Annotated in this window: 28 protein-coding genes and 1 pseudogene; 15 read left to right on the top strand and 14 right to left on the bottom strand. The window is 62.5% G+C overall.

Going from position 1 to position 23,196, the window contains the following annotated elements:
- Positions 1-6 precede the first annotated feature (6 nt).
- The 7 genes and pseudogenes from ABVK50_RS12795 to ABVK50_RS12765 all read right to left on the bottom strand — a co-directional run bounded on the left by ABVK50_RS12795 (position 7) and on the right by ABVK50_RS12765 (position 3,621).
- Entirely contained in the window at positions 7-306 is a 300-nt protein-coding gene (locus ABVK50_RS12795; RefSeq protein ID WP_353647035.1) for a hypothetical protein, read from the bottom strand.
- 313 nt (positions 307-619) lie between these two features.
- Positions 620-841 (bottom strand): hypothetical protein, encoded by a 222-nt coding sequence (locus ABVK50_RS12790; protein ID WP_353641205.1) that lies wholly within the window; start codon positions 839-841, stop codon positions 620-622.
- A gap of 222 nt (positions 842-1,063) precedes the next feature.
- Positions 1,064-1,418: pseudogene (locus ABVK50_RS12785) on the bottom strand (YkgJ family cysteine cluster protein).
- A 240-nt stretch (positions 1,419-1,658) separates the two neighbouring features.
- The gene (locus ABVK50_RS12780; RefSeq protein WP_353641206.1) at positions 1,659-1,892 is read right to left on the bottom strand and encodes a hypothetical protein; all 234 of its coding nucleotides are present in this window, start codon (positions 1,890-1,892) and stop codon (positions 1,659-1,661) included.
- A gap of 135 nt (positions 1,893-2,027) precedes the next feature.
- Positions 2,028-2,243 (bottom strand): hypothetical protein, encoded by a 216-nt coding sequence (locus ABVK50_RS12775; RefSeq protein ID WP_353645948.1) that lies wholly within the window; start codon positions 2,241-2,243, stop codon positions 2,028-2,030.
- A 115-nt stretch (positions 2,244-2,358) separates the two neighbouring features.
- A complete protein-coding gene (locus ABVK50_RS12770; RefSeq protein ID WP_353641207.1) occupies positions 2,359-2,568 on the bottom strand; it encodes a cold-shock protein in 210 nt (69 codons plus the stop codon).
- 828 nt (positions 2,569-3,396) lie between these two features.
- On the bottom strand, positions 3,397-3,621 hold the full coding sequence (locus ABVK50_RS12765) for a hypothetical protein (RefSeq protein ID WP_353641208.1): 225 nt from the start codon (positions 3,619-3,621) through the stop codon (positions 3,397-3,399).
- A gap of 248 nt (positions 3,622-3,869) precedes the next feature.
- Between ABVK50_RS12765 and ABVK50_RS12760 the strand changes: the two genes are divergently transcribed.
- Positions 3,870-4,619 (top strand): helix-turn-helix transcriptional regulator, encoded by a 750-nt coding sequence (locus ABVK50_RS12760; RefSeq protein WP_353641209.1) that lies wholly within the window; start codon positions 3,870-3,872, stop codon positions 4,617-4,619.
- Between the two features lie 66 nt (positions 4,620-4,685).
- On the opposite strand, the gene ABVK50_RS12755 is transcribed toward ABVK50_RS12760, so the two are convergent.
- A complete protein-coding gene (locus ABVK50_RS12755; protein ID WP_353641210.1) occupies positions 4,686-5,264 on the bottom strand; it encodes a calcium-binding protein in 579 nt (192 codons plus the stop codon).
- A gap of 167 nt (positions 5,265-5,431) precedes the next feature.
- On the opposite strand from ABVK50_RS12755, the gene ABVK50_RS12750 reads away from it, so the two are divergent.
- A complete protein-coding gene (locus ABVK50_RS12750; protein ID WP_353641211.1) occupies positions 5,432-5,608 on the top strand; it encodes a hypothetical protein in 177 nt (58 codons plus the stop codon).
- A 199-nt stretch (positions 5,609-5,807) separates the two neighbouring features.
- Here ABVK50_RS12750 and ABVK50_RS12745 read toward each other — a convergent pair whose 3' ends face one another.
- From ABVK50_RS12745 to ABVK50_RS12730, 4 genes are read right to left on the bottom strand one after another with little or no spacing between them, the layout of a single operon-like run.
- Positions 5,808-6,263 carry a DUF1801 domain-containing protein gene (locus tag ABVK50_RS12745; RefSeq protein ID WP_353645949.1) on the bottom strand — a complete coding sequence of 152 codons (456 nt, stop codon included), beginning with the start codon at positions 6,261-6,263 and terminating at the stop codon, positions 5,808-5,810.
- 13 nt (positions 6,264-6,276) lie between these two features.
- Positions 6,277-6,507, bottom strand: coding sequence for a hypothetical protein (locus tag ABVK50_RS12740; protein ID WP_353641212.1), 231 nt, complete (start codon positions 6,505-6,507; stop codon positions 6,277-6,279).
- A 44-nt stretch (positions 6,508-6,551) separates the two neighbouring features.
- Positions 6,552-6,983 (bottom strand): SRPBCC domain-containing protein, encoded by a 432-nt coding sequence (locus ABVK50_RS12735; protein WP_353641213.1) that lies wholly within the window; start codon positions 6,981-6,983, stop codon positions 6,552-6,554.
- On the bottom strand, positions 6,980-7,303 hold the full coding sequence (locus tag ABVK50_RS12730; RefSeq protein ID WP_353641214.1) for a metalloregulator ArsR/SmtB family transcription factor: 324 nt from the start codon (positions 7,301-7,303) through the stop codon (positions 6,980-6,982). Before ABVK50_RS12730 ends, ABVK50_RS12735 begins: the two co-directional genes overlap by 4 nt.
- A gap of 463 nt (positions 7,304-7,766) precedes the next feature.
- Between ABVK50_RS12730 and eno the strand changes: the two genes are divergently transcribed.
- From eno to ABVK50_RS12680, 10 genes are all read left to right on the top strand, one after another.
- Positions 7,767-9,041 (top strand): phosphopyruvate hydratase, encoded by a 1,275-nt coding sequence (gene eno / locus ABVK50_RS12725; RefSeq protein WP_353641215.1) that lies wholly within the window; start codon positions 7,767-7,769, stop codon positions 9,039-9,041.
- Positions 9,042-9,165: 124 nt separating this feature from the next.
- Positions 9,166-9,492: a septum formation initiator family protein gene (locus ABVK50_RS12720; RefSeq protein ID WP_353641216.1), complete on the top strand. Its 327-nt coding sequence runs from the start codon at positions 9,166-9,168 to the stop codon at positions 9,490-9,492.
- A 173-nt stretch (positions 9,493-9,665) separates the two neighbouring features.
- Positions 9,666-10,709 (top strand): pyruvate dehydrogenase (acetyl-transferring) E1 component subunit alpha, encoded by a 1,044-nt coding sequence (pdhA, locus tag ABVK50_RS12715; RefSeq protein WP_353641217.1) that lies wholly within the window; start codon positions 9,666-9,668, stop codon positions 10,707-10,709.
- Positions 10,710-10,723: 14 nt separating this feature from the next.
- Positions 10,724-12,157, top strand: coding sequence for a pyruvate dehydrogenase complex E1 component subunit beta (locus ABVK50_RS12710; RefSeq protein ID WP_353641218.1), 1,434 nt, complete (start codon positions 10,724-10,726; stop codon positions 12,155-12,157).
- Positions 12,158-12,170: 13 nt separating this feature from the next.
- Positions 12,171-13,574, top strand: coding sequence for a pyruvate dehydrogenase complex dihydrolipoamide acetyltransferase (locus ABVK50_RS12705; RefSeq protein ID WP_353641219.1), 1,404 nt, complete (start codon positions 12,171-12,173; stop codon positions 13,572-13,574).
- Positions 13,575-13,647: 73 nt separating this feature from the next.
- Positions 13,648-14,286, top strand: a complete 639-nt coding sequence (locus ABVK50_RS12700; protein ID WP_353641220.1) for an SGNH/GDSL hydrolase family protein — start codon at positions 13,648-13,650, stop codon at positions 14,284-14,286.
- A gap of 17 nt (positions 14,287-14,303) precedes the next feature.
- Positions 14,304-15,749, top strand: coding sequence for a dihydrolipoyl dehydrogenase (gene lpdA / locus ABVK50_RS12695; RefSeq protein WP_353641221.1), 1,446 nt, complete (start codon positions 14,304-14,306; stop codon positions 15,747-15,749).
- Positions 15,750-15,830: 81 nt separating this feature from the next.
- A complete protein-coding gene (locus tag ABVK50_RS12690; protein ID WP_353641222.1) occupies positions 15,831-16,115 on the top strand; it encodes a GlsB/YeaQ/YmgE family stress response membrane protein in 285 nt (94 codons plus the stop codon).
- Between the two features lie 4 nt (positions 16,116-16,119).
- On the top strand, positions 16,120-17,085 hold the full coding sequence (lipA, locus tag ABVK50_RS12685; RefSeq protein WP_353641223.1) for a lipoyl synthase: 966 nt from the start codon (positions 16,120-16,122) through the stop codon (positions 17,083-17,085).
- A 12-nt stretch (positions 17,086-17,097) separates the two neighbouring features.
- A complete protein-coding gene (locus tag ABVK50_RS12680; protein ID WP_353641224.1) occupies positions 17,098-17,556 on the top strand; it encodes a type II toxin-antitoxin system RatA family toxin in 459 nt (152 codons plus the stop codon).
- On the opposite strand, the gene ABVK50_RS12675 is transcribed toward ABVK50_RS12680, so the two are convergent.
- Positions 17,553-18,050, bottom strand: a complete 498-nt coding sequence (locus ABVK50_RS12675; RefSeq protein WP_353641225.1) for a CinA family protein — start codon at positions 18,048-18,050, stop codon at positions 17,553-17,555. The two genes, ABVK50_RS12680 and ABVK50_RS12675, sit on opposite strands and share 4 nt — an antisense overlap.
- Positions 18,047-19,276, bottom strand: a complete 1,230-nt coding sequence (locus ABVK50_RS12670; protein WP_353641226.1) for a bifunctional 2-C-methyl-D-erythritol 4-phosphate cytidylyltransferase/2-C-methyl-D-erythritol 2,4-cyclodiphosphate synthase — start codon at positions 19,274-19,276, stop codon at positions 18,047-18,049. The genes ABVK50_RS12675 and ABVK50_RS12670 overlap by 4 nt, the downstream gene beginning before the upstream one ends.
- 140 nt (positions 19,277-19,416) lie before the next feature.
- On the opposite strand from ABVK50_RS12670, the gene dusB reads away from it, so the two are divergent.
- From dusB to ntrC, 3 genes are read left to right on the top strand one after another with little or no spacing between them, the layout of a single operon-like run.
- On the top strand, positions 19,417-20,445 hold the full coding sequence (gene dusB / locus ABVK50_RS12665) for a tRNA dihydrouridine synthase DusB (protein ID WP_353641227.1): 1,029 nt from the start codon (positions 19,417-19,419) through the stop codon (positions 20,443-20,445).
- Positions 20,442-21,581 carry a nitrogen regulation protein NR(II) gene (locus ABVK50_RS12660; RefSeq protein WP_353641228.1) on the top strand — a complete coding sequence of 380 codons (1,140 nt, stop codon included), beginning with the start codon at positions 20,442-20,444 and terminating at the stop codon, positions 21,579-21,581. Before dusB ends, ABVK50_RS12660 begins: the two co-directional genes overlap by 4 nt.
- On the top strand, positions 21,581-23,035 hold the full coding sequence (gene ntrC, locus ABVK50_RS12655; RefSeq protein WP_353641229.1) for a nitrogen regulation protein NR(I): 1,455 nt from the start codon (positions 21,581-21,583) through the stop codon (positions 23,033-23,035). The genes ABVK50_RS12660 and ntrC overlap by 1 nt, the downstream gene beginning before the upstream one ends.
- The last annotated feature ends 161 nt before the right edge of the window (positions 23,036-23,196 follow it).

Genomic DNA, 23,196 nt, shown 5'->3' with positions numbered 1-23,196 from the left:
TCGCCGTCATTCAGAACCGCCGCATCCTCGCTCTGATACGCAGCGATGAAGCCTCCATCCGACGTGGCGTGCAAGTGCAACCGATTGCTGGTTCAGGTCAGCGTAGTTCACGCTAACGTGGAACTCCGTGCCGGCCGCATCTCCAATCGAGTCGAAGCGCTGGCCAGCGATGTCATTCGGCCCGAGGCCAAACGAATGCGTGTTCGTATGATCTTCCCAGGCGACGACGAAGCCGCCGCCCGCCAGTGCGATCACCTCGGCGCTGTATTGTCCATTGCCGTCAAGGGTGATGTCGCTCGTGTTCAAGCGACCGAGCGACTCCAGATTGCCGGTGTGACTGAAGCCATGACGATGTCCTCCCGTTTCGTCATTTGCAGGGGCATGAGCCGAAATATCGCTTGCTTCAGACGAACTTCCCGAAGTCGCTGTCTCGATCACGCCCGGAGCGAGACTACACGATGAAATCTGTCCCTGTCATGTACGTCGTTCCGCTGGCTGTCGTCGGGGAAGCCGACGACGATGCGCCGCTCGGGCCGCACGATATCCGCCCTGAGGTTGCTGGACACCATTACACAATGAAGTCCGTCCCCGCCATAAAGCTCGTGCCGGCGACCAGGATCTACATATCGGCCACGGAGTCGCCGTTCACATCGGCGTCGATGATCACGTTGCCGCTGTAATTGGTATAGCGAAGCTGGCCCGCCACCCCGGAGAACGCCGCGCTGCCGATGAAGGAAAACGCCTGATTGCCGGCGACAAGCGTATTTGCGTCGATGGTCGCAAGATCGATGAGATCGGAGCCGTGGGCGAAGCCGCCAAGGATGGAGTCGCGAAGCGCCATGCACCTGCTGCAAAAAGGTACATAACTACTACCTCGACGATCTCATTCAGATTTTCGGCGGCGTCGACGTGGACAGCCTCAAAACCGGCACGCGGCGCCGGTCGCTGCTGCCTAACTGGCCCGCTAGTTCAAAAGGGTTTGCGGGCTCTTTTTGTGATTTCGGGGATGACTGAGCTTACCGCGCAGTCCAGACGGAAGAGGCAGGGGTTTTGTAGCTAAACCTTAAGTGGCAACGGCGGACCTTGCCTTCAAGAAGTTTAGGCGCGCGATAAGGCAGTCGCCGCCGCCGGGAACGCAGGCCGCGGCAGACGTCTGGGCGGATCTCATAGATGGAACACGACGTCGATTTGCCGATCTTGCCGATAAGCGCCGAACAGCGCGCGCCGTCGCAGCGCATGCCGCTTTCGTCGCGGGCAACCTGCTCGGCGGGAATGCGGTCAAGTTGGGAATCGGCCTCGGTGGAAAACCGCGGCCATGCCGACGAGTGGGAGCAGCACGCGCCGCAAGCATTGCAGTCGAAGCTTTCGCTGGAGAGAGGTTCGGTGAAGGGCGTCGAGAAAGCAGGCCCGGGAGAAATCCCGCCATGGGAAAGGCGCTACTTCTTACGCCGTTTGCGTGGCGGCGCGGGTTCGGCGCTGAACAGGTCCGCACCGATTCCCGAAGAAGTGGGAGTTTCGTCTGTTGCGCCCACCGAGCCTTCCCTGCCTGACAATTCCACGCCGGCTGCCACGGCGGTCTTGGCCGGGGATACGGATATGGCGGGAGTCCCTTGGTGTCATCCGTGGCAAACTTTATGGCCATGATCTGGTCCAAACGATCAATCGCGCGGGTTGCGGAGGCGGCCGATCAGCGCTGATACGGCCGTAATGTTCATCTCCTCGGGCGACCAGTTTGTGGTCTCTTCGATGTGTCTGGGAGCGAGTTCGCGATGCGTGCTGCCGCTATAGGCGGCGTCTGGATAGGCCGACGTCCGGTCGGCCTTGGGATCGTGAATTATATATTCGATCAGATAGTTTGGGCATTCGACCCGGCCGCGGACGCCGATCCGCACCTGGGCATCGCCATGGGCACGCCGGCAGCGCTCCAGTTTCTCGAGGATGCGATTCCACCAGATTGTCGAGCGTCTGCAAGACGTCGGCGATGGTGGAATCCGCGGCCATCGACATCAAAACCGCCCGCCTCGCTATCAGCGTTTTGCCTTGCGTTTTGGAGCAGGCTCTTTGGCAAGCGCCTCTGCTTCCTTCTCAAGGCGCAGTTCTCTCAGGCGCGCGGTTTTTTCTTCGCGAGCCTGGCTGACGGCGTCGTGTTCCGAAATGATCCGGTTAAGCGCCATAGATTGCGTCTGTGTCTTGCTGAAAGACGTTTCGGCCTGGTCACGGGATTTCTTCGAATTCGCGGTCACGTTGATGACAATCCGTAAAAAAGAGGAAGGCCAGGCAAATGCCCGGCCTTCCTGTGACATGCACCTCTCGACAATGCCAGTACATCCGTGGTCATCGGTGAGGCGAATGCCCGATTTATGCGGTTGTAAGCTGGTCGGCCGACATTTTGCCCGACTTCGCGTCGCGCACCATCTCGTAGCCGAGCTTCTGGCCTTCCGCGATATCGCGCATTCCAGCGCGCTCGACAGCCGAGATGTGGACGAATACATCCTGGCCGCCATCATCAGGTTGAATAAAGCCGAAAGCTTTTGTGGAGTTGAACCATTTAACTGTGCCGGTGCTCATGATGAACCCTTTCCATAGAAATATTAGTTTACCGCCGCGCGAATGCACAACAGATGTTTGTCTCGATTTTTGATGAAGGGAGAGGTTCGTCAAGGGCGCATCAGATGCGCAGATAAACAAAAGTCAGACAAGCAAATATCGGTTGAGGGTCTATAATATTCTTAATCGTCGATGTCAACTTTTGGTTTTGCGTGGCAATTCGGCTCGCGCGACGCGGGCCGCTCCCGATAGCGATTTACGGGAACCTTTCTGGAAATCGCCATCTAATGGTTCGAGGTCGCCGCGTGAAGCGGCGTTTCGCCAAGGAGACGGTCCAATGAAACTCGTTCCCGCAGCGCTCGCCGTATTGCCCGCTGGCTCCGGACGGCTGGCTCCGCGTTCGCTTCGAAGGCGGCATGTTCCGGACGGCTCGGCAAGCTCTTCGGTCTGGCTCCGACGCCTGAGACGACGCGGGAAGAAGCAGAGGCTCTCGCGGCGGCGCTCGAAAAACACGGCCCTACCTCTTCGTCGCCTCGCTCGATCACGACGGGCTCAGCGAGGACGAGCGGCTCGAACTGACGATGATGTACGATGAAATGCGCCTGCTTGATCACGCCGATGTTGACGACCTCGAGAGTCTCGGTGGCGGCTGATGCGAAACGGGTTAAGCCATATATCCCGCCTTCGATTGTGCCGGAATTGGTGACGGTCGACTGCGTGTCGCTGTTTACGCCCCAACATCTCCAGACCGTAATCTGCGCCGTATATCCTGCCCGCGTTCTCGACGATGGAGCTGTGCCGAACACGACAGCCCCTGAAACACGAAGCCGATAATGGATGCACCGGCGCTCACATACAGCTTTTGATTACTGCTCGTTCTGCGGAACTACCGAGGAAAAGACCGCTCAAATCACCAACGATTGCGCCATCGACGATGGCGGTGTGAAACGAACCGGGCGCAAGGATCGCGACGGTATCGGTCGAGCCGACGGTCACGTTTTTGCCGACGTAGAGGTCTTCGTGATACCAGGTCCGCGCGAATGCCCGGACCGTAGTCGAAATTCGCGTTACCATCATCTAGCTCCATTTGCTCTGCGTCTGTTCTACAGACCTTGGCTTTTTCAATCTGCTTCGACCATCGCCGACCGGCCAGCCCGGCTTGGATATTTTCTCTCCCTGCGGGCATCGTAACCACGACTTCGGCGATGGTCCCGGACCGCGAGTTTATACGCTCGGTTTTCTACAATGAGGCTGTTCGACCGATCGGGAGCTTTTACGGCCTGGCGGTCGCACCGCTTCGCTCACATGCATGCAACGTCTATTTGACCACCGGCCGTTGCCTGGGGCACGAGAACTTCGAGGCGCAGGATGTCGCTGCGATGCAGGTGCTGGTCCCGCATCTCGTGACCGCACTGCATGTGGCCCGCCGGTTGGCTGCTGCCGATTTACGCACGACAGGCGCCAGCGCGGCTCTCGATCGGTTGGACGCCGGCGTGATCCTGGTCGATGCGGCGGCGAGAATTCTGTTCGCCAACCAGACCGCAGAAGCGATCCTCGCCGGCAATGACGGCGTGGGCATCGATCGAGAAGGCATCGGCGCTTGCAGTAACCGCGCGAACCAGGTTCTGCGCCAGCTGATCGCGAGGTGCGCGGACATCACGACAGCCAACGGCGAACCCGGCGGAAGTATGGAAATCCCGCGTGTGGAAGGGCGCAGACCTGTGCGCGTTGTCGTCGCGCCGTTTCGAGCGGACGCTGCGCAGATCGGGACGGCCTGGCTTGGCGCCGCGCGGCCGGTGGCAATCCTCATGATCACCGATCCTGAACGAGGCAAGCGCGCACGAAAGGAGAACTTGCGCTGCCGGTTCGGGCTCACTTCGGCGGAGGCCGAAGTCGCGCTGGAGATACTCAAGGGCGACGGGCGCGACGCTTCCGCTGCCCGGCTCGGCATCGCGGCCACAACGGTCAGGGCGCATCTCAGCCACATCTTCCAAAAGACCGGAGTGCGCCGTCAGGCTGAACTCGTCAGGCTGCTGATGCAGGGCGAGCGCGGCGATGACGAACGCGACTGAGGGCAGTTCCGAGTCGATGCCTTTGGCGAGGATGAGCTCTGTCCAAATGGTCTTCCCGGCACAGGCTCAGACAATGAAGTCGGTTCCCGCCATGAAGGTGGTGCCGGCGACCAGAATCTGCATGTCGGCCGCGGAGTCGCCGTTCACATCAGCGTAGATGATCACGTTCCCGCTGAAATTCGAATAGCGGAGTTGGCCAGCGACCCCCGAAAAGCCCGCCGTACCGATGAACGAGAACGCTTGGTTGCCGGCGCCGCCGATCAGGCGATCGTTGCCGTCGCCGCCGCTGAGTTCGTTGTTGCCGGAATAGCCGACCAGCGTGTTGTTCAGCGCATTGCCGATGCCGTTGAGCTTTGATGAACCTTGAAGTTCCAGCCGCTTGACATTGGCCGCCAGCGTCCAGTTGATGAAGGAGCGAACCGTGTCGGTACCTTCTCCGGCAAGCTCGATCGTCTGGTCGCCGGCCGCGCCTACGACATAGGTGTCGTCGCCGGCGCCGCCGTACATCTGATCGTTTCCCGCCCCGCCGTCGAGGAAATCGTTGTCCGGGCTGCCGAACAGCTTAAGGAGCGAGATAGGAAACTGAATGGACCTCCCGTTGTCGGTCCGGATTTTCGAACAGTCGACTGCATTTCCCTTCGGCATGCGCGAATGGTTTTGCTGCCCAGTTGATTCCGATCCACCTTCGGCCACGATCAATCCCTCACTGTCCTGAAGCATCGGCGGCGATCATCGAATATCTCGACCTTCATCACGGCGATGCGCCGCCGATCGTTCCTGCCGATCGGCGAGCCGCCATCGAGGCGCGCCAGATGGACGGAATTTTTGACGATTATGTCCAGGCGCCGCTGACAAGGATGGTCCTCAGCGCTTTACGCGACGAGGACAAACGGGACCCGTATGCGGACGCCGAGGCGAAGGCGACGCTGGACAAGAGCTATGCCGTGGCTGAACCGTTGGATGACTGGGCGCGAATGGGCGGCGAATGACGCCTTCAGCATCGCCGATTGCGCGGCGGCGGCGGCGCCCTTCTACGCTCATTGGGGTACCCGATCCCCGAATCTCACCAGGCGCTTCGGGACTATCGGGCGCGTTTGCTCGCTCGCCCGTCAATCGCGCGCGTTGTCGACGAGGCAAGGCCGTGGCGGCAGATTTTTCCGCTCAAGGGGCACGCTCCGGACTGAGAGCTTACAGCTTTTCGCCGGGCAGTTGGCTGGCTTGCTTCACCCAATCGGCGAACTGCGCTTCGTCGAGTTGGTCCTGGTAGATGTCGAGATAGCGCACCTCCTCGTACTTGGACGTGCCGGGCGGGACAGGAGTGAGCGACGCGCCGCGGAAGAAGGTCACCTTCACGTAGTTCGTGAAGCAATGGAAGCTGAGGAACCAGAGATCGTCCTCGATGCCATAAAAAGGCGAGTTCCATTTGACCGCCTTGCGCACGCCGGGAACGGTGCGCACGATGATCTCGTCCAAACGGCGGCCGACGTCGCTCTTCCATTCCGGCATGGCCGCGATATAGGCCTGCACGGGGGCGTCGCCGTAACCCTTCGCGATTTGAGGATTGCCGCCCGAGAGGAGAACGGGCTTTGTCCCGGCCGGCTTCGCTGCGGGGTTCTTTGCCGCTTTCGCCGATTTCTCGGACATCTTGGCCATGTGTTCACGCCTCTTCGCCGATATGTCGCTCGCTGCGCCACCTGGCGGCATACGGCAGCACGAACATGTACAGGCCAGTGAGCAGGAGCAAGGCGAGAGGGAGCAGCGGCAGGAAGTACACCCACTCCGCGGGCTCCTCACCCAGTCCCAGGGCGCCGAAGATGGCGGCGACGACCGCCGTGAAAATGATCGACAGCCAGCGGTGAATCTGCCGAACCCACATGTTCCAGTTCATTATGATCTCCTCTGCAGAAAAGCCGAAGCGCAACGCGGCAGACTTCAGTCCGTCCGCGCCAAAACCTGCTCCAGCTTCGCGAAGAACTGCTGCCATCCCACCTTGGCGCCCCCATAGGCCTGCTTCTGATCCGGCCGGAAGCCCGCTTGTTCCATGCGCAGACGGGTCCCCGTGCTCGTTGGGGTGAGGGTGAAGGTCACCACACTTTTCAGATTATAGGCCGCATCCTCGTGCGCAAAATCCCAGGTGTAAGACAGCGTCCTGTTCGGCTCGACGGCGAGAACCTCGCAGTCCAGCACGCCGCCCCAGTCTCCGCGGAGATTGAAACGGTGGCCAACGGCAGGCCTGAAATCGTTCTTCATGAGCCACTCCTCGATCAGGTGTGGTTGGGTAAGCGCGCGCCAGATCTTCTCCGGCGGATGAGGGATTTCCCGCTCGACAACGACGGAGCGCGTTTCGGTCGCGGTGTTGGTCATTGGTCCATCCTTTTGAGTAGGTCTTCGAGGTCGTTGAACCGGGTTTCCCAAAAGCCGGCCATCTCACTTGCCCAGTCGATCAGCGGGGCCAGGGCCCGGAGTTGCGCGCTGTAGTGCGTTTGGCGACCCTCGTGGCGGTCGCGAACCAGCCCAGCCTGCTTCAGGATCCCGAGATGCTTCGAGACGGCCGGTTGCGAGACCCCGGCCCGAGCCGTCAGAGCCCTGACGGTCTGCTCTCCTTCGCGGCACAATCCCTCGAAGATAGCCCGCCGAGTCGGATCGGCGAGGGTTCTGAAGAGCATATCGTGAGCGTTCGGCATTGGGATCGATAACTCGCTGGCTATGGATCAACCCATAACCGCCGAGATATGTATGAGTCAAGAGGGAAGGCGGAGCGGCGCAATACCGATTCCGACGGACCAGAACCTCAAAACCCTAATCTGAAGGTAGGCTGATCGCCGCACTAGTCGGCGATCTGTAGCATGGGCAATGTGGTTTTCTCCTGGGGCGCCTGTTCCTGGCATGACGCAAACAACGCCGCCAGAACAACGAGCACACTGAGCAGTCCACCGAACTCCGACATGGCGAAACCTCCTCTGTTTCGCCCCGCGCAAGGACAGCCTTAACCGATTTGCAGCGTGGCTGCGCGCATTCGTTGATGAAAATTCGTAACGCAATCTATCGGTGCGTTGCCGCCGGGCTGCAATTCATTCGCATTGCCTTTTCGGCGTCTTTCGCTAAGACGGGCGCGACCTTTTTGCAGATACCGAGGGGACTTTTCGCATGACCGCAATCGTCGACATTATCGGCCGTGAAATTCTCGACAGCCGCGGCAATCCGACCGTCGAGGTCGACGTGGTGCTGGAGGACGGCTCCATGGGCCGCGCGGCGGTCCCTTCAGGCGCGTCGACGGGTGCGCATGAGGCGGTCGAGCTTCGCGACGGCGGCCCGCGCTATCTCGGCAAGGGTGTCGAGCGCGCCGTCGAAGCGGTCAACGGCGAGATATTCGAGGCGATTGGCGGCATGGAGGCCGAGAGCCAGGCGCATATCGACCAGACCATGATCGATCTCGACGGCACCGCCAACAAGAGCCGCCTCGGCGCCAATGCCATCCTCGGGGTGTCGCTGGCCGTCGCCAAGGCGGCAAGCGAGGCCTCCGGCCTACCGCTCTACCGCTATCTCGGCGGCCCCAACGCCCGCGTGCTGCCGGTTCCGATGATGAACATCGTCAATGGCGGCGCGCATGCCGACAATCCGATTGACTTCCAGGAATTCATGATCCTGCCGGTCGGCGCTCCGAGCCTGCGTGACGCCGTGCGCTGGGGCTCGGAAATCTTCCACACGCTCAAAAAGCGGCTGAAGGACGCCGGCCACAACACCAATGTCGGCGACGAAGGCGGTTTTGCTCCCAACCTCAAGAATGCCCAGGCTGTGCTCGACTTCGTCATGGGATCGATCGAGGCGGCCGGCTACAAGCCCGGCGAAGAGGTGGCGATCGGTCTCGATTGCGCCGCGACCGAATTCTTCAAGGACGGCAATTACGTCTATGAAGGCGAGCGCAAGACGCGCGACCCGAAGGCCCAGGCGAAATATCTGGCGAAGCTCGCCGCCGATTATCCCATCATCTCGATCGAGGACGGCATGGCCGAGGACGATTGGGACGGCTGGAAGCATTTGACCGATCTGTGCGGCGACAAGGTGCAGCTGGTCGGCGACGATCTCTTCGTCACCAACACGGCGCGGCTGCGCGACGGCATCCGCATGGGTGTCGCCAATTCGATCCTGGTCAAGGTCAACCAGATCGGCTCACTGACCGAAACGCTCGACGCGGTCGAAACCGCTCACAAGGCGAGCTACACCGCCGTCATGTCGCACCGCTCGGGCGAGACCGAGGATTCGACCATCGCAGATCTCGCCGTCGCGACAAATTGCGGCCAGATCAAAACCGGCTCGCTCGCCCGCTCCGACCGCACGGCGAAGTACAACCAGCTGATGCGCATCGAGGAAGAACTCGGCAAGCAGGCCCGCTATGCCGGACGATCGATCTTGAAGGGGTGAGGCTTTCCCCAAGCTGCGTTCTGCGGGCGGGGGCGCCCGTTTTCGTTCCGGCCGCAAAAATCTGTCCGCCTGTAACCACGCATTAAGCATGATGGCGGCAGAAAGGAGCGGAAGGGATTTTGCCATGTGGACACGCCAGCACAGACAGAGGAACACCGGCCGCCTCATCGTGCCTGCGATTTCGGCGGTTTTTCTGTCCTATTTCGGCTTCCACGCCTATCATGGCGAGTACGGCATCTATTCCAAATACCAGCTCGAGGCCCGTGTGGCGGAGCTGGAGGGCAATCTCGGCGAAATCCGGGCGCGGCGCATCGAACTGGAAAGGCGGGTCCAGCTGCTACATGACGGCACCTTGGAAAAGGACATGCTGGACGAACAGGCCCGCAAGGCGCTCAACCTGTCGCATGAGGACGAGATCACAATCATGCGGCCATCGCGCCGGTATAATTAACTTGCCACTGGTTAACCTCTGATATCTTCAACAAAATGAAGCCCTTAGGCGCATGACAGCCATGCATTTTTCCGCATGGCCGAATTGATTGTCGCATGCTAGCTTTTTGTCCTGCACAGGGAGGTGAGCGTCTCCCTTGATGTCCGCCAAGAGACATAAACAGGGAGTGATGCATGGCCGTAGCCGCCAGAAAAGCGTCTGCTAAATCGAAAGCGGACGCGAAATCCTCATCCGCGCCAGTCGCGCCCAAACCCGCCGAATTCAGCAAGGAACAGGAACTCTCCGCCTATCGCGGCATGCTCCTGATCAGGCGCTTCGAGGAGAAGGCGGGCCAGCTTTACGGCATGGGCTTCATCGGCGGCTTCTGTCACCTCTATATCGGTCAGGAAGCCGTCGTCACCGGCCTGAAGATGGCGATGATCGACGGCGACCAGATGATCACCGCCTATCGCGACCACGGCCACATGCTGGCGATGGACCTGTCGCCGCGCGGCGTCATGGCCGAGCTGACCGGACGCCGCGGCGGCCTGTCCAAGGGCAAGGGCGGGTCGATGCACATGTTTTCCAAGGAAAAGCACTTTTACGGCGGCCACGGAATCGTCGGTGCGCAGGTGTCGCTCGGGACCGGGCTGGCCTTCGCCAATCGCTATCGTGACAACAACAACGTCTCCGTGACCTATTTCGGCGACGGCGCCGCCAACCAAGGCCAGGTCTATGAGAGCTTCAACATGGCCTCGCTGTGGAAGCTGCCGGTGATCTATGTCATCGAGAACAACCGCTACGCGATGGGCACGTCGGTCGTGCGCTCTTCGGCCGAGACCGACTTTTCGCATCGCGGCCTGTCGTTCCGCATTCCCGGCATCCAGGTGAACGGCATGGATGTGCGCGCGGTCAAATCCGCCGGCGACATGGCGACCGAATGGTGCCGCGCCGGCAACGGGCCGATCATCCTGGAAATGCAGACCTACCGGTATCGCGGCCACTCAATGTCCGATCCCGCCAAATACCGGTCCAAGGAGGAGGTGCAGAAGATGCGCGCCGAGCAGGACCCGATCGAGCAGGTCAAGGCGCGGCTCATCGACAAGAAGTGGGCGAGCGAGGACGAATTGAAGGCGATCGACAAGGAGGTTCGCGACATCGTCGCCGACGCCGCCGAATTCGCGCAGACCGATCCCGAGCCGGACGTTTCCGAGCTCTGGACCGATATCGTACTCTGAGGGAGGGCGCGAAAATGCCGATCGAAATTCTCATGCCCGCGCTCTCGCCGACGATGGAAGAGGGCAATGTCTCGAAATGGCTGAAGAACGAGGGTGACAAGGTAGTCGCCGGCGATGTCATCGCCGAGATCGAGACCGACAAGGCGACGATGGAAGTCGAAGCCGTCGATGAAGGCACGCTGGCGAAGATCCTGATCGCGGCGGGCACCGAGGGCGTCAAGGTCAACACGCCGATCGCCGTCCTGGCGGCCGATGGCGAGGATGTCGGCCAGGTCGGCGAGGCGCCGAGCGCGCCGAAGGCAAAGGCGACCGACTCGGACACGCCGAAGCAGGCCGACGGTCAGGCGGGCGGCAAGGCGCGCGAGCCCTCGCAAGAGCCGAGCGCGGACAAGGACGCAGCCAAAATTCCCGCCGCGCCCAAGGCCGAGATCGCCGCCGACCCGGACATTCCGGCCGGGACCGAAATGGTGTCGACCACGGTGCGCGAGGCGCTTCGCGACGCTATGGCCGAAGAAATGCGGCGCGACCCCGATGTCTTCATCATGGGCGAGGAGGTCGCCGAGTACCAGGGCGCCTACAAGATCACGCAGGGCCTGCTACAGGAATTCGGCGAAAGGCGCGTCGTCGACACGCCGATCACCGAGCACGGCTTTGCCGGCGTCGGCGTGGGCGCCGCGATGGCCGGGCTGAAGCCGATCGTCGAGTTCATGACCTTCAACTTCGCCATGCAGGCGATGGACCAGATCATCAATTCGGCGGCCAAGACGCTCTATATGTCGGGCGGCCAGATGGGCGCGCCGATCGTATTTCGCGGTCCGAACGGGGCGGCGGCGCGCGTGGCAGCGCAGCACAGCCAGGATTATGCCGCATGGTACAGCCATGTGCCGGGCCTGAAAGTGGTGATGCCCTATACGGCGGCCGACGCGAAGGGGCTGCTCAAGGCCGCGATCCGCGACCCCAACCCGGTCATCTTCCTCGAGAACGAGATCCTGTACGGCCAGTCCTTCGACGTGCCGAAGCTCGACGATTTTGTCCTGCCGATCGGCAAGGCGCGCATTCACAAGCAGGGCAGGGATGTCACCCTCGTCTCCTGGGGCATCGGCATGACTTATGCAGTCAAGGCCGAGGCCGAACTGCGCGGCATGGGCATCGACGTCGAAATCATCGATCTGCGGACCATCAGGCCGATGGATCTCGACGCCGTCATTGCCTCGGTCAAGAAGACCAACCGGCTCGTGGTGGTGGAGGAAGGGTTCCCGCAATCCTCGGTCGGCGATTTCATCGCCAACCAGGTGTCGCAGCGCGCCTTCGACCATCTCGACGCGCCGGTCATCACCATTGCCGGCAAGGACGTGCCGATGCCTTACGCCGCCAATCTCGAAAAGCTGGCACTGCCGAATGTCGGTGAGGTGGTCGCGGCGGTGAAAGCCGTAACGTACAGGTCCTAGGGGGAGATGCGCCATGCCGATCAACATCACCATGCCGGCTCTCTCGCCCACCATGGAAGAGGGCAATCTCGCCAAATGGCTGGTCAAGGAGGGAGATAAGGTCGCGCCGGGTGACGTGATAGCCGAGATCGAGACCGACAAGGCGACGATGGAGGTCGAGGCGGTCGATGAGGGCACTGTCGCCAAGCTGGTCGTGCCGGCCGGAACGGAAGGCGTCAAGGTGAATGCGCTGATCGCCATCCTGGCCGCGGAAGGCGAGGATGCGAGCGTGGCGGCAAAGGGCGGCGGTGATGCTCCCAAGGCAGAGACGCCGAAGGCGGAAGCCACCAGGGAAGCGCCAAAAGAAGAGGCTGCGCCTAAGGAGGAGGCCCCGAAGAAGCCCGAAGCGAAGGGCGGTAATGGCGCTGCGCAGCCCGAGCCTGCATCCAAGCCGGCGGCGCAGACAGCGCCTTCCGGCGACGGTTCCCGCACCTTCGCGTCGCCGCTCGCGCGGCGCATCGCGGGGGATGCGGGCATCGACGTTTCCGCCATCTCCGGTTCCGGTCCGCATGGCCGTGTGGTGAAGGCCGACGTGGAAGCCGCGATCGCCGGCGGCGCGGCCAAGGGGGCGCCTGCGGAGAAGGCGGCTCCGGGCGCAGCGCCCGCTGCTGCTCCGGCAGTAAAGGCCATGTCCGACGAGCAGGTGCTGAAGCTCTTCGCCGAGGGCTCCTACGAACTCGTCCCGCACGACAATATGCGCAAAACCATCGCCCGCCGGCTGGTCGAGGCGAAGTCGACCATCCCGCATTTTTATCTGACGCTCGACTGCGAACTCGACGCGCTCCTGGCGCTGCGGTCGCAGCTGAACGCCGCAGCCCCGGTCAAGAAGACCGACAAGGGCGAGGTCCCGGCCTACAAGCTGTCGGTCAACGACCTGATCATCAAGGCGATGGCGCTGGCGCTGCGCGACGTGCCGACCGCCAACGTCTCGTGGACGGAGAGCGCCATGGTCCAGCACAGACATGCCGATGTCGGCGTCGCCGTCTCGATCCCCGGCGGCCTGATCACGCCGATCGTGCGCAAGGCCGACGAAAAGACGCTGTCGGTCATCTCCAACGAGATGAAGGACATGGCGGCAAGGGCCCGCAACAAAAAGCTGAAGCCGGAGGAATATCAGGGCGGCACCACGGCCGTCTCCAATCTCGGCATGTTCGGCATCAAGGATTTTGCCGCCGTCATCAACCCGCCGCACGCGACGATCCTGGCGGTCGGCGCGGGCGAGGAGCGGGCGGTGGTCAGGAACGGCGAGATCAAGATCGCGACGATGATGTCTGTGACGCTGTCGACCGACCACCGCGCTGTCGACGGCGCGCTCGGGGCCGAACTTCTCGGCGCCTTCAAGCGCCACATCGAGAACCCGATGGGAATGCTGGTTTGAGCACGCTCGGCGCAAAACCCTCCCCCTTGCGGGGAGGGTGTTGGCGCGACGGGAAAGTCGAAAAGGCGCATCCATGAAAACCGTCCTCTGCTACGGCGATTCGCTCACATGGGGCTACAACGCGGTCGGTCCCGGCCGCCATCCGCTGGAAGACCGCTGGCCGAGCGTGCTGCAGGCGGAACTCAGAGCGGGCGTGCAGGTCATCGCCGAGGGGCTGAACGGCCGCACCACTGCCTTCGACGACAATGTCGCCGGAGAGGATCGCAACGGCGCGCGGACGCTGCCGACACTGCTCGGCACGCATTCGCCGATCGACGTGATCATCATCATGCTCGGTTCGAACGACATGAAGCCCTGGATCCACGGCAATCCGCTGGCGGCCAAGCAGGGCATGGGCAGGCTGGTGAATATCGTGCGCGGCCACGCCTATCCGCTCGATGCGGAAGCGCCCGAGATCCTGCTCGTTTCGCCGCCGCCGGTCAGCCGCACTGACAACGCCGAATTTTCCGGCATGTTCGCCGGCGGCGACGCCGCCTCCCGCGAACTGGCCGGCATGTATGCCGCATTGGCCGACGAAGTCGGCTGCGGCTTTTTCGATGCGGGTTCCGTCGCCGAAACCACGCCGCTCGACGGCGTGCATCTCGACGCCGAGAACACGCGCAGGATTGGCGAAGCGCTCGCGCCCGTGGTGCGCGTGATGCTCGCAATTTGATTTTTCAGGAGAGAGCCATGGCCGAGACCTACGACGTCATCATCATCGGTTCGGGTCCCGGCGGCTATGTAGCGGCAATCCGCGCGGCGCAACTCGGCCTCAAGACCGCGATCGTCGAGCGCGAGCATCTGGCCGGCATATGCTCCAACTGGGGCTGCATCCCGACCAAGGCGCTGCTGCGCTCGGCCGAGATCTTCCACTATGCCGAGCATGCGAAGAATTACGGCCTCAAGATCGAGGGCAAGGTTACGCCGGACCTGAAGGCGATCGTCGACCGCTCGCGCGGGATTGCGCAGCGCATGAATGGCGGCGTCGGCTTCCTGATGAAGAAAAATAAGGTCGACGTGATCTGGGGCGAGGCGAAACTCACCAAGCCCAACGAGATCGTCGTGGGGAAATCGTCGAAAAAGCCGATGGAGCCGCAGGCGCCGCTGCCCAAGAACACCAAGGGCGAGGGCACCTACACTGCAAAGCACATCATCCTGGCGACCGGCGCGAGGCCGCGCGCGCTGCCCGGCATTGAGCCGGACGGCAAGCTGATCTGGACCTATTTCGAGGCGATGGTGCCGCCCGAAATGCCGAAATCGCTGCTGGTGATGGGGTCGGGCGCGATCGGCATCGAGTTCGCCTCCTTCTACCGCACGATGGGCGTGGAGGTGACGGTTGTCGAACTGCTGCCGGCCGTGATGCCGGTCGAGGACGCGGAAATCTCCGCTTTCGCCAAGAAGCAGTTCGAAAAGCAGGGCATGAAGATCATCCTCGAGGCCAAGGTCACCAAGGTCGAGAAGGGGGCGAATTCGATCACCGCCCATGTCGAGATGAAGGATGGCAAGGTGGAAAAAATCACCGCCGACCGGCTGATTTCAGCGGTAGGCGTGCAGGGCAATGTCGAAAATCTCGGGCTGGAGGCGCTGGGCGTCAAGATCGACCGCGGCACGGTGCTCATCGACGACTACTGCAAGACCAATGTGCCAGGACTTTACGCCATCGGCGACGTCGCCGGTCCGCCCATGCTCGCCCACAAGGCCGAGCACGAGGCGGTGATCTGCGTCGAAAAGATCGCCGGCCTGCCGAACGTCCACCCGATGGACAAGCTGAAGATCCCGGGCTGCACCTACTGCAATCCTCAGGTCGCATCGGTCGGCTTGACGGAAGCTAAGGCAAAGGCCGAGGGCCGCGACATTCGCGTCGGCCGCTTTCCCTTCGTCGCCAACGGCAAAGCGATCGCGCTCGGCGAGGACCAGGGCATGGTGAAGACCATATTCGACAAGAAGACGGGGCAGCTTCTGGGAGCGCATATGGTGGGCGCCGAAGTCACCGAACTCATCCAGGGTTTCGTCGTGGCGATGAACCTCGAAACCACCGAGGAAGAGCTGATGCACTCGATCTTCCCGCACCCGACACTGTCGGAAATGATGAAGGAAAGCGTGCTCGACGCCTACGGCCGCGCGCTGAACGCATGACAGCCTGCCGGCGGCAGGGCTGTTTCGGCAGGTCGATCTGACATATATGCGGGTTCTGGCTGAGCGGCACAGGAGCGGATGATGGAACAGAGCGTCGGTATAATGGGCATGCCGGGCGTCGGCTTTTTCGGCATGCTTCTGATCGGCTTTCTTGCCGGCTACGTCGCCGAAAAGGCGATGAGCCGCAACCACGGGCTGCTTACCAACATACTGGTCGGCATTGCCGGCTCCTTCGTCGGAGGCACGCTCGCAGGGCTGCTCAACATCCAATACCAGGGCTTCCTCGGAAACCTGATCGTGGCTGTCGCCGGCGCGGTTCTGTTGCTGTGGATTTTCGGGCGCGCAAAGGCGAGCGGAGTGAACTGAAGAAATGGTCACCGTACTCGACACGATTTCCAGCGCGCCGCGCCTGAGGCACCCTGAAAAGGCGCACCGGCCGGACCAGGAGGTGCTGCGCAAGCCGGACTGGATCCGGGTCAAGGCGCCGACCTCCAAAGGCTATGCCGAAACGCGCGAGATCGTGAAGTCGCACAAGCTGGTGACTGTCTGCGAGGAGGCCGGCTGCCCGAATATCGGCGAGTGCTGGGAAAAGAAGCACGCCACCTTCATGATCATGGGCGAGATCTGCACCCGCGCCTGCGCCTTCTGCAACGTCTCAACGGGGCGACCGACGGCGCTCGACCTGAACGAGCCGGACAGCGTCGCCAAGGCAGTGAAGCAAATGGGCCTCAGCCACGTCGTCATCACCTCGGTCGACCGCGACGATCTCGACGATGGCGGCGCGCAGCATTTTGCCGACGTCATCCACGCTATCCGCGCCGCGACGCCGCAGACGACGATCGAGATCCTGACGCCGGACTTTTTGCGCAAGGATGGCGCACTGGAGATCGTCGTGGCGGCCAAGCCGGACGTGTTCAACCACAATCTCGAAACGGTGCCGTCAAACTACCTGACGGTGCGGCCCGGCGCGCGCTACTTTCACTCGATCAGACTGCTGCAACGGGTCAAGGAGCTTGATCCGTCGATCTTCACCAAATCCGGCATCATGGTGGGGCTTGGCGAAGAGCGGAACGAAATCCTGCAGTTGATGGACGATCTCCGCTCGGCCGATGTCGACTTCATGACGATCGGCCAATATCTCCAGCCGACGAAAAAGCACCATCCGGTGAAGAAATTCGTCACGCCGGAAGAGTTCAAATCCTACGAGACGATCGGCAAGTCGAAAGGCTTCCTGCTGGTCGCATCGAGCCCGCTGACCCGCTCCTCGCACCATGCCGGGGACGACTTCGCAAAACTTCGCGCCGCGCGCGAAGCTTTCCTGAGCAAATCCGCGTAACTACCCAGATTCATGCCGAAATTCGAAACAACCAGACGGGTGGACCATACTCCGGACGAGATGTTCGCGCTGGTTGCCGACGTGGAAAAATATCCGGAGTTTCTGCCGCTCTGCGAAGCGCTTTCGGTGCGCTCGCGCCGGGAGCGCGACGGCCGCACTATGCTGCTCGCCGACATGACGGTTGGCTACAAGGCAATCCGCGAGACTTTCACCAGCCAGGTGCATTTGAAGCCGGACGATAACGTCATCGAAGTGAAATATGTCGACGGGCCGTTCCGCTATCTCACCAATATCTGGCGCTTCGAGCCGGCCGGCAGCGGCCACTCCAACGTGGTCTTCTCGATCGATTACGAGTTCAAGAGCCGGATACTCGGCGCGATGATGGGCGCGATGTTCGATCGCGCGTTCCACACGTTCTCCGAGGCCTTCGAGCGGCGCGCCGACGCGATTTACGGGCATGCAGCAGCCTAGCGAGGCGCTTTCTGAAGCGCCTTCAGCGCCATCTCCAACGCTGTCCGCACAGATTCGCGCCGGATGAAATCGCGGCCGCGATTTTCGAAGGTTCGCTGCGCGGTTCTCGGCTCGGCGCCCTTCATCGCGAGCCCGAACCATACCAGCCCGACGGGTTTATCCGCCGAGCCGCCGTCTGGCCCGGCAATGCCGGTCACCGAAAGGGCGATGCCCGCCCGCGAGCTTGCGATCGCGCCGACGGCCATTTCGAGCGCCGTTTCCGCGGACACAGCCCCGTAGACGTCGAGGGTGACGACGGACACGCCCAGCATCTCCATCTTGGCGGCGTTGGAATAGGTGACGAAGCCGCGGTCGACCACCGCTGACGACCCGGCGATGTCGGTGAGCGCGGCGGCGATCATGCCGCCGGTGCAGCTTTCGGCGGTGGCGAGCATAATGCCGCGCTGCGTGCAGGCGTCGAGCACGGCGCGGGCGAGGGGCTCCGTAGTGCTCATTCGGGCAGTTCCCCAGGATAGGCGACGGTCGCCGTCGCGATCGCCGCAATACCTTCCTCGCGGCCGATGAAGCCGAGTTTCTCGTTGGTCGTGGCCTTCACCGAAATCCGTGACCGGTCGATGCCGAGCATTGTCGCGAGCGCCTCCGTCATGGCTTCCCGATGGGGGCCGATGCGGGGCGACTCGCAAATCAGCGTGATGTCGGCATTGGCGATGCGCCCACGCTTGGCGCGCACGATCATTGCGGCGTGTTCGACGAAGATTCGCGAGGCCGCGCCCTTCCATTGCGGATCGGAGGGTGGAAAGTGCGTGCCTATGTCGCCGGCGCCGCAAGTGGCCAGAAGCGCGTCTGTCAGCGCGTGCAGGCCGACATCGGCGTCGGAATGGCCCGAAAGCTTCTGGTGATGCGGGATTGCGATACCGCACAGCGTCACGCTGTTTCCCGGTTCGAAGGAATGCACGTCGTAGCCGTTGCCGGTGCGGACATCGGGAAAGACGCTTCTGGATCCGGTGAGGCGCTGATCGGCCATAGCAATGTCCCTGGCCCAGGTGAGCTTCAGATTGTCGGGGGAACCGGGAACGATGCGAACCGGAATGCCGGCCGATTCGGCGATCGCCGCATCGTCGGTGAAATCGGCGACGCCCGCCTCAAAAGCCTTCTGGTGGGCGGCGAAGATCGGGCCGAAGGGAAAGCCCTGCGGCGTCTGCGCGGCATGAAGGCCGGCGCGCGGCACGGTTTCGGACACCGTGCCGTCCGGGGCTTCCTTCTTCAGCGTGTCGGAAACCGGCAGAGCCGGCACCGCGCCATGGCCGGCGTCGATGGCTAGGATGACGCGGTCGATGGTCTCGGTGTCGACGAAAGGCCGCGCGCCGTCATGGATCAGCACCGCGCCCGGCGATTTTTCCTGCAGGGCGAGCAGGCCGAGGCGCGTCGAATCCTGCCGCGTCGCGCCGCCATGCACCACCATGACCCGTTCGCCCGCTTCGCCGGCGGCTGCGCGAAACAGCGCCTCGTCGTCGGCATGGACAGCCACCACGATCGGACCGATATCGGGATGCGCGAGGAAGGCGTCGAGCGTGCGTGCGATGACGGTGCGCCCGCCAATACTCCGGTACTGTTTGGGGCCGTCGGACTGGCCGGCGCGCTCGCCCCGGCCCGCCGCCACAATGACCACGGCGACGGGGCCGTCAATGTGCTCGGCCGGGCTGTCGGAACTCTTCTCCATGACGAGACGCATAGTCGCAGGCCGTGGCGATGACCAGCAATTTCCCGGTTCTGCGACGATTTCGGCCCATCGGGCGGTTGCGCGCGACGTTCAAAATGTCTAGGGATTGAGCAGCGTGAAAAGGTGCTTTGTTTTTGTGCATGCCTGAATTGAGCAATCTGGCCAGTCCGCTCGAAATCGGCGGCGTAATCATCCGCAACCGGGTGTTTCTGGCGCCGATGTCGGGCATCACCGACGAAGCGTTCCGCACGCGCGCCTATGCACATGGCGCAGGGCTGGTCGTCTCGGAAATGGTCGCCAGCGGAGAACTGGCCAAGGGCCATGCCGCATCCGCGCGGCGGGTCCGCCACTCCGGCCTGCCCGTGCACATGGTCCAGCTTGCCGGCCGCGAAGCCGCGCATATGGCGGAAGGCGCAAGGATCTCGGCGGGCGAGGGCGCCGACATCATCGACATCAATATGGGCTGCCCGGCCAAGAAGGTGACGGGCGGCTATGCCGGATCGGCGCTGATGCGCGATCTCGACCACGCGCTGGGGCTGATCGAGGCGGTGCTCGGCGCGGTCGAAGTGCCGGTGACGGTCAAGATGCGGCTCGGCTGGGATGAAAGCGCGCTGAACGCGCCGCTCCTCGCGCGGCGGGCGGAGCAGGCCGGCGTCAGGATGGTGACGGTGCACGGCCGCACGCGCTGCCAGTTTTACCAGGGTAAGGCCGACTGGCGAGCGATAGCGCGCGTCAAGGAGGCGGTTTCGATACCCGTCGTCGCCAATGGCGATGTCGGCTCGCTGGCCGATGCAAGGGAAATCCTGAAGCTCTCCGGCGCCGATGCGGTGATGGTCGGCCGGGCAAGCTATGGCGCGCCTTGGATGGCGGGTTCGATCGCACACGGTGCTGCAGGTTCGGATGCGCCGGGCGTGCCGCTGACGGCCGGCGACATCGCCGACTATGCCGTCGCCCATTACGAAGACATGCTGGCGCTGTACGGCGTCGAGAGTGGGCTGCGCCAGGCGCGAAAACATCTCGGCTGGTATCTCGACTGCCATGCGGACGGTGTGCCGGCGGAGCTTCGGCGGACCGTTCTGTCGTCCTTCGAGCCGGCACAGGTCATTGCCGCGCTGAGGGAAGCCCTGACCACACTGTGGCAAACCGAAGCCGCGAGGAGCGCCGCATGAACCTGCCAGCAGCCTCAGTCGTGGACGAGCCTTCGGCGGCGGAGATCGTGCTGAACACGATCCGCCGTCCGGTCATCATGATCAACGCCGACGGCCTGATCAGCTACGCCAATGCCGACGCCGAGGACTTTTTCCGGTCGAGCGCGGCCATGCTTGCCCGCAACACGCTGGCGCGCTTCGTGCCGTTCGGCAGCCCGATCCTCGCCCTGGTCGAGCAGGTCCGCGAGCGCGGCGCGCCGGTCAATGAGTACCGCGTCGACATATCCTCGCCTCGTCTCGGCGTCGAACGGATCGTCGACCTCTATGTCGCGCCGGTTCCCGAATTGCCTGGTTCGGTCGTGGTGATGTTCCAGGAACGCTCGATGGCCGACAAGATCGACCGCCAGATGACGCATCGCGGCGCGGCGCGCTCCGTGACGGGGTTGGCGGCCATGCTGGCGCACGAGATCAAGAACCCGCTGTCGGGCATTCGCGGCGCGGCCCAGCTTCTGGAGACGGTGGTGCCGGACGAAGATCGCGCTCTGACGAGGCTGATCACCGATGAAACCGATCGCATCGTTTCGCTTGTCGACCGTATGGAAGTGTTTTCCGACGAGAGGCCGATCGACCGCTATCCCGTCAACATCCACGTGGTGCTGGACCATGTGAAGGCGATCGCGAAGAACGGTTTTGCAAGCCGGATCAAGATCTTCGAGGATTATGATCCATCATTGCCTTCGGTATTCGCGAACCGGGATCAGCTCGTACAGGTGTTCCTGAACCTGGTGAAGAACGCCGCTGAGGCGGCCGGCAACCAGCCGACCAGCGAGATTTCGCTGTCGACCGCGTTCCGGCCCGGCATCCGCGTCTCGGCTCCGGGTTCGCAGGATCGCGTTTCGCTGCCGCTCGAATTTTGCGTGCACGACAACGGGCCCGGCGTTCCGGAAGACATACTGCCGATCCTGTTCGATCCGTTCATCACGACCAAGCCGAACGGTTCCGGCCTTGGCCTGGCGCTGGTCGCCAAGATCGTTGGCGAGCATGGCGGCATCATCGAATGCGATTCCACATCGCGCGGCACGACCTTCCGCATCCTGATGCCGGCGTGGAAGGAAATGTCCATTCCGCATGAAGGCGACAGCCAGGGAGCCTCGTAATGGTCAAAGGCAATATTCTGGTCGCCGACGACGACGCAGCCATCCGCACAGTGCTGAACCAGGCGCTTTCGCGGGTCGGCCATGAGGTGCGCGTCACCTCGAATGCGGCGACGCTGTGGCGCTGGGTGGCGGCGGGCGAGGGCGATCTGGTCATCACCGATGTCGTGATGCCCGACGAAAACGCATTCGACATGCTGCCGCGCATCAAGAAGGCCAGGCCCGAACTGCCGGTCGTGGTTATGAGCGCGCAGAACACGTTCATGACGGCGATACGCGCCTCGGAGACGGGCGCCTACGAATATCTGCCGAAGCCGTTCGACCTGAACGAACTCATGAACATTGTGAACCGTGCTCTGTCGGAGCCACGGCGGCCGCAGGGCGATGTCCAGCCGGACGAGCAGCCCGAATCGATGCCGCTGGTCGGGCGGTCGGCGGCCATGCAGGACATTTACCGCATGCTCGCCCGCATGATGCAGACCGACCTGACGGTGATGATCACCGGCGAATCCGGAACCGGCAAGGAACTCGTGGCGCGGGCGCTGCATGAATATGGACGGCGGCGCAACGGCCCGTTCGTGGCGATCAACATGGCGGCCATTCCCCGCGACCTGATCGAGTCGGAACTGTTCGGGCACGAGAAGGGCGCGTTCACCGGTGCCCAGAACCGCTCTACCGGCCGTTTCGAGCAGGCCGAAGGCGGCACGCTGTTCCTCGACGAGATCGGCGACATGCCGATGGAGGCGCAGACGAGATTGCTGCGCGTTCTGCAGCAGGGCGAATACACCACCGTCGGCGGCCGCACGCCGATCAAGACCGATGTGCGCATCGTCGCAGCCACCAACAAGGATCTGCGAACGCTCATCAACCAAGGGCTTTTCCGAGAAGATTTATTCTATCGAATCAATGTGGTGCCGCTACGACTTCCAGCGCTTCGCGAACGCTCGGAGGACATTCCTGATCTCGTCCGGCACTTCTTCAAACAGGGCGAGAGCGAAGGTCTCCAGACCAAACGCATATCCAGCGGCGGCATCGAACTGATGAAGCGCTATCCCTGGCCGGGCAATGTGCGCGAGTTGGAGAATCTTATCCGGCGGCTCGCCGCGCTCTACGCCCAGGACGAAATTTCGGCCGAGATCATCGAGATCGAGCTCAAGACCGGCGCACAGCCGGCCGTGCCGGGCGGCAGCCTCATTCCCGACGATCTGTCGATCGGGCAGGCGGTCGAGCACTATCTGCAGCGCTATTTCTCGGCCTTCGGCGGCGATCTGCCGCCGGCCGGCCTCTACCAGCGCATCCTTTCCGAGGTCGAATTTCCGCTGGTGCTCGCTTCGATGACGGCGACGCGCGGCAACCAGATCAAGGCGGCTGAACTGCTCGGCCTCAACCGCAACACGCTGCGCAAGAAGATCCGCGAACTGGGCGTCAACGTCTACCGGGCGTCGAAACAGGCCTGAGTTCCGCGCCATCCGATGGGCGAGGATGGCTCCAGTTTGTTTAGCTGCGTGATCTTGTACGCTACGCGGACCTTCGGTTCGGGATCATGCACTCCGGCGTAACGTCAAACATTTCCGCTCACGGCCATTTTGTTGCATAATCGCCACAATGCGTTGCATAC

The sequence above is a fragment of the Mesorhizobium sp. WSM2240 genome (genome assembly GCF_040438645.1).
Classification (GTDB): Bacteria; Pseudomonadota; Alphaproteobacteria; order Rhizobiales; family Rhizobiaceae; genus Allomesorhizobium.
This window is presented reverse-complemented; position numbering and strand designations above follow the sequence as displayed.